Raw genomic sequence first — 5,891 nt, 5'->3', positions numbered from 1 at the left:
ACATTTCCATCTGGATTTACGTCTGACAGTGAAAAAGGATAAGGGTCTTTCCACTCAACAAAGTGCTCATACTCTGAAGTTATTGTGCCATATTTTGCGACCTGATTGGATGTAGCTACCACAAATAGGTTGTACCAGAAAAGCTTTTCATTTCCCTCAATTACGCCACGTCTGTTACAATAGCGCATAAGCTGAGTAATTGCTTCAGAAATTGGGTCAGCAACTGCTGGAGATTTGCATTCAACCACCACAAGAGGCAAACCATTTACAAAAAGAACTATATCGGGAACAATATGTTTTTCAGTCCCCGTTATATTCACTTTAAACTGTGATATAGCAATGAATGAATTATTGTCCGGATTTTTAAAATCAATAAACTTAACAGTTAGGCTTTTTTCTCCTGTTTTTCTATTTTCAGAAACTGAGGTGTTCTCTAAAAGCAAGTCGTGGATTTCTTTATTTGCCTCTAAAAGAGAGTTTGACTGTGGTGTTGTAATTCTTCGAACAACTTCACTTATTTGGTCATCTTCTATCCATGGGTTTATTCTCTTTAAAGACTCCCTTAAAACTCCCTCAAGGATTACTTCTTTAAAGCTTTCTCTAAATTTCTGGCTTTCACCATATTCAGCTTCTAATGAAGAAGTGAACGATATTATTTCTTTTGTATCCTCAGGGTTATCTTTGTTCTGCCTATAAATCTTCCATCCAAGCCTTTGAAGCTGAAAGAGGAATGGATTTTCAACATAATGTTCTTCGTCAAGTTTGTAAAACATTTTTAACTCTCCTTTTCAAGAAGGAATTTTACTGCCTTTTCTAGTTCCGGCAGCTTCTTTTTGATAACCTCCCAGATTATTTCAGCATCTATTCCGAAATACTCATGAATAAGAATATCTCTTAAACCAGCGATTTTCTTCCATTCTATTGGATAAAGTTCTCTTTTATCATCCGGAATCTGCTTAACAGCTTCACCAATATTTTCAAGAGCTTTTAAAACTGCATAAAAAACCAGTTCATTTTCAACAAAATTGTTGTATTTTTCAATCCCTTGTGTAAACTTTTTAATGCGGTCAATCTCTTCAATGATGTCTTCAAGAATTACTTTTAGTATACGCTTTTTAGACATATACTGCTTCCTCCATTATGAAAGGTTTTAGACGTGGATTTATAGCTGATTTAATCACAAGGTCAACCTTTTTACCAAAAAGTTCTTCAAGGTAGAATTTCAAATTCATATAATTATCGAATGTTTTGTAACCCTCTTTAAAATCAACAATGATATCTACATCACTATCTTTTCTTTGTTCGCCTCTTGCATAGGAGCCAAAGATAGCAATTTCAATTACTCCGAACTTTTCCACTAAATAATTTTTACGTTCTTGTAGAATTACTTGTATATCACTGTTCATTTTTCTTCCTCCTCAATAAGGTGGTTTACCCTGACTTTGCCTGTTAGCAAATCTTCCATTAAGCCTTTTTTGATTCTTTCAAGTTTTTCCTTATAGGCTTGCTCTTTCTCTATGACTTCATCTATTTGAGATAAAATTGAAGCTATGCGTTGTTGTTCGGGAAGAGGTGGAAGAGGAATTAAAATTTCCTTAAAGGTTTCTCTTGTAATTGTATTAAATACATTTCCATATGCTAGCGATAAAAATGAAGTAATAAAATTTTTTAAAGCATAATATAGGAAATCATTGGAGAGCTTCATTTTATCTTTTGCATCAAGGCCGTAGCATGACTGATTGAAAGCCATATCTGCCCCAAGTTGTGCTAACACACCTACTGTACCGCGTGCAGATATTATCAACATACCTTTTTTAAGTAGCTTTGTTGCACTTTGCTTTAAACCTAATTCAGTTATGTATTTTGAACTTGAGAAAACCCATCTTTTGCCTATATTAAAATCTTCTACAGATAGCCAAGGTATACTTCCATTCCAAAACTCGGGCCTTGCTGTGCTTGGAGTTCCTCCATTAATTAAGTTGACACGTCCGTAGACATCCACCACTTCCCACTCCTCTGGAATCCTCCCAAGCGGTGAGTCCTTGAATTTATCAATATTCTCATCTCTCAACCTCCACCTCTCGCTTTCACCTTCACCCTCACTTACCACTCCTTTAGTAAGCAAATCTTGCATCAAACCTTGCTTTATGCGTTTGTATTTTTCTATAATGGCGTCAGTCTTCTCAATTGCACTGTCAATTGTCTCAAGTATTTCAGCGATTTTGCGTTGTTCGGGGAGAGGAGGCCTTGGTACTAAAAAATTTTTAATAAAAGTTGACGATAAACCGGGTTGAGCAGATCCTGTTATTCTATCTGTTATTTGTTTTTGCCCAAAACGTGAAAAAAGCCAGTAAAATAAATATTGTTGAACGAATAATTTTTTGCTCCTGATAATAAAAAGGTGTTCATTAATAGCTATATCCTTATAAAACTTCTTTTTTAACATTGCAACTTTTCCAGTGTTGGCACCATCCTTATTTATAAGTATATCATTTTCCTCTGTTTTTCCCTTTGTCATAATTTTAAAAAATTTCTCAGGGATATATTTGGCATTTACATCTGAAAAATTTATCCTACCATCTAAAGTTATATGTTCTCCCCCTAAACTTGGTATTCCTTCATCTGAAGCACCACCTTTTGGCCTTAGACCCGATATTAAAACACAATCTCTTTCAAGAGACACTATTGTCCATTCTTTTGGAAACTCTGCATTATTAGCCACTTTCACATTACCTCCATTTGACCCCTTTATGACCCCATTGTGACCCATTTGACCCCTTTAGAGATCTTTTAATGAATAGTAAGTTCCCTTTCCTGTTATTCCTACTTTTTTAAGTAAATCTTTTTTAACAAGTTCTTCAAAATCTCTACTTGCAGTCTTTTTTGAAACTTTGTTGATCTCTTGATATTCCTTATTCGTGATTCTTCCTTTCTCCTTTACATACATAACTGCCTTTATCTGCCTTTCATTTAACCCAAGCTTGGCTAAATACTCTTCTGTGTATATGTCTTTATAAAATTCGACCACAAAACCGCCTTCTTCTTTAAACTCAGGTTCTGGCAGTCCTGCTTCCCTGCAAAGTTCAACCATTCTTTTTGTACCGCTTCCCCATTTTTCAATTAATCCTGCAAGGAAAAATACATAAGCAATATGCCTGTTGCGTGGTATTGATCCATGATCTTGTTTTAGCATCTCAATTGTTATTTCTTCTGGCAGTTTACCCGGATTGAAAAACCAAATTTTATTATCATAAATCTTTATTTGAATGTCCGCAAGGCTTAAATAATCCCTATGAATTAATGCATTTATTACTGCCTCTCTTATAGCTTCAAGAGGATAATCCCATATATCTTCTCTTTCTATCCCTTTTATTTCAAATCGAACATTCAAATGTTTTTTAATAGCTTCCATTAATCCATCAAGCTGTTTGAAAAGATTTCCACTAACATCAATGGTATCAAGTATGATGGTTGGAGTTTTAAATCTTCCAACACGGGCACCTGCACCGTGGATATACTTTTGAGGTTTTTTACCAAAAAGCAACAATCCTGCATTTGTAAGTTTATCCTCTTTTACAAGTTCAAGGTTTTTGAGAATCTTTTCGATGGAATCTTCTTCGGATATTTCGGGCAATCTTTTCTTTGCCATCCTTTTAAACCTTTCTATTGTTTCGATGTCTACTTCGTCAACGCCTGCCTCAGAAGGTAATGAATCCCACGAAATTTGTTTAGACTCTCTCATAATATCCGAGTTCCTCCAAAAATTTGCTTAACTTATTGACAGTTTTTTTCTCACTCTTTTAAATGTTCATTTAATGAAACACGATACTTGTCCCATAGTTTTTCAAAAATTTTTACAAGTTCTTTCTTTTCTGCATTTAGATAATTATTCATTTAATTGTCAATAAATTCAAAGAACTTTTCAAGTAATAGCTCCTTTGTTTCCTCCTCGGTCAATGATTCAATCTTTTCTTCTATTTTATTTTCAAGTTCTCTTCGCTTTTTAGTTATTTCACTTCTCATCTTTTTAATTTCCTTTTCTTCTTGAGAAATCTTATCAAGCAACTCTTCCCATTTTTTGTTTCTATTCTTGCCTCGTCACTGTCCTTTGAATTTAAATCTTTCACCTACTCATTCATAAAAGGCTGCTAAAATAAAATTGTTTCTATTGTATTATTAAAAGCTGAAGTGGTTTACTGCAATAAAAAAATACTCCATTCTTTTAAACACCAAAGAATATGGTAATCCAACAAATTTGAATATGTACTGCTCTTAAGATAGTTCCTTTGAAGCAAGTATTTAGAACATTTGATAAATTGCATTATGCTATCAGAACAAAGAATTTACATTGATAAAAATCAAAATGATAAATGTAATGGATTTTATGAGAGTTTGCTTACTACCCAAGTACGTAGTCTTGAACTTTCAATTCCTCATACAAAAGTTAGCAAATTCTGTCATCATGCCCTAATACAGCCTTATAAAAGAGATGACTCATCTTAAACCGACTTGCTTATGTCCTTAGTTGCTAATTTTCACTGTGAAAGTTTGCTACTCCAATCTTCTTCAACATTTCAAATTGCCTTACTCTGACGGTGAAATTAACAACAAAAAAACGAACCTCAACTCTTCACACACTGGGATTTGCCCCAAAAGCCTTTGTACTGATAAATAGATAGCTCCTATTGTGAAATCAAGGATAATTCTAAGGCCCAACAAACTATTTGGTACGTTGTTGTCAATATCGATTTAGAAGGCAAAAAATCTTCGCATTTAGACCTTCTTTGCCAAAGCAAACAAACATAATTCGATGAAAGCTTTTGAAGATTTAATTAACTGCTAATCAAGTAATCTTTAAACTCTTTTTGCAATTGTGGAGGTAACACATTTTTGAGGCAACCCTGAATCTTTCGTTGTTTATCTTCATCAAATGTAAATATTCTATCAATATATAACACTTTCTCCGCGAATAACTTTAATATCGAAAATTCACAATCTGAGATATTATTGTAAACAACCTTGTTTTTATTGAAAACTGCAATAGGATCTTTCCCTCTTTCGAATATCGTTACCTTTAATGGTTTTTCATCTATTAATATATCTTCTGGTTTTACCCCTGCTTTTTCTGCTAACTTTCTTTTGTTTTCTTCATTTCTAAAATATGATATTATAGAATTATTAAATTTTTCTTCAAATTCTTCCTTATTATTGCACAGTTCTTCCACAACATATACTATTTTCAAAGGTTTTCTTTCATTGATAAGTTTTGCATACATATTTACTGTATAATCAGGCAAATTACTATCAAGAACGTTTTCGACAACTTTAAAGAAAAAGTGGTCAGTAAAATTCAAAAATTTGACAGGTTCAGTTTTTAATAAATTTTTTAACTCTTCAAAACTATATATTTCTATCGTCTTCGGTAACTCACCATTAATTTTCATTTCAAGAAGACGATAATAAAAATCTGACGCCATAAATTCCCATGCATGAACTTTTCTATTAAAAACCACTTGAGAGTAAGCTGCATATCTTGAAAGAAAAAATTGTTCAACTACCCTGATGCCTGGTATATTTACCCCATATTTTCCTTCCTCATTATATCTAATTTCTTCTAACAATTTATCAAGATCAAATATTCCCGAGCGAACGCCAGAAAAAACAGCATCTCTTAACAAATAATCAATTCTATCTGCATCTAACTGAGAATGTATTAAATTTCTCGTCAATGTCGAGATTTGATCTTTTGGTTCTACATCACCTATTCCACTCGTTTCACCTTTAATTCCCCCAACAATTCGAGCTATATCCAAGCCTAATTTTTTAAGTTCTTCCCCTATGGAAGTAAAGTAAATTACATACTCTGCCATTTCTTCATGTAATTTAGTGTC

The 5,891-nt window shown here is 33.3% G+C and carries 6 protein-coding genes and 1 pseudogene; all 7 read right to left on the bottom strand.

Going from position 1 to position 5,891, the window contains the following annotated elements:
- Positions 1–773: type I restriction endonuclease (locus H964_RS04720; RefSeq protein WP_039765161.1), on the bottom strand; the 773-nt coding region annotated here is incomplete at its 3' end.
- Positions 774–775: 2 nt separating this feature from the next.
- Positions 776–1,123 (bottom strand): HepT-like ribonuclease domain-containing protein, encoded by a 348-nt coding sequence (locus H964_RS04715; protein WP_011918162.1) that lies wholly within the window; start codon positions 1,121–1,123, stop codon positions 776–778.
- Positions 1,116–1,406, bottom strand: a complete 291-nt coding sequence (locus H964_RS04710; RefSeq protein ID WP_011918163.1) for a nucleotidyltransferase family protein — start codon at positions 1,404–1,406, stop codon at positions 1,116–1,118. Before H964_RS04710 ends, H964_RS04715 begins: the two co-directional genes overlap by 8 nt.
- On the bottom strand, positions 1,403–2,770 hold the full coding sequence (locus tag H964_RS04705; protein WP_011918164.1) for a restriction endonuclease subunit S: 1,368 nt from the start codon (positions 2,768–2,770) through the stop codon (positions 1,403–1,405). The genes H964_RS04710 and H964_RS04705 overlap by 4 nt, the downstream gene beginning before the upstream one ends.
- 9 nt (positions 2,771–2,779) lie before the next feature.
- Positions 2,780–3,742, bottom strand: a complete 963-nt coding sequence (locus H964_RS04700) for an ATP-binding protein (RefSeq protein WP_237738197.1) — start codon at positions 3,740–3,742, stop codon at positions 2,780–2,782.
- Positions 3,743–3,894: 152 nt separating this feature from the next.
- Positions 3,895–4,065 carry a hypothetical protein gene (locus H964_RS12355; RefSeq protein ID WP_156823661.1) on the bottom strand — a complete coding sequence of 57 codons (171 nt, stop codon included), beginning with the start codon at positions 4,063–4,065 and terminating at the stop codon, positions 3,895–3,897.
- 767 nt (positions 4,066–4,832) lie between these two features.
- Positions 4,833–5,891: pseudogene (locus H964_RS12495) on the bottom strand (hypothetical protein); the annotation flags it as partial.

Origin of the sequence: Caldicellulosiruptor sp. F32 (genome assembly GCF_000404025.1) — a bacterium.
GTDB lineage: Bacteria > Bacillota > Thermoanaerobacteria > Caldicellulosiruptorales > Caldicellulosiruptoraceae > Caldicellulosiruptor > Caldicellulosiruptor saccharolyticus.
The sequence above is the reverse complement of the archived record's forward strand: the minus strand, read 5'-3'. Positions and strand labels throughout refer to the sequence as shown.

Coding starts and splice junctions, on each gene's coding strand:
- H964_RS04715 (WP_011918162.1), bottom strand. CDS start 1,123: ATGTCTAAAAAGCGTATACTAAAAGTAATTCTTGAAGACATCATTGAA.
- H964_RS04710 (WP_011918163.1), bottom strand. CDS start 1,406: ATGAACAGTGATATACAAGTAATTCTACAAGAACGTAAAAATTATTTA.
- H964_RS04705 (WP_011918164.1), bottom strand. CDS start 2,770: ATGGGTCACAATGGGGTCATAAAGGGGTCAAATGGAGGTAATGTGAAA.
- H964_RS04700 (WP_237738197.1), bottom strand. CDS start 3,742: ATGAGAGAGTCTAAACAAATTTCGTGGGATTCATTACCTTCTGAGGCA.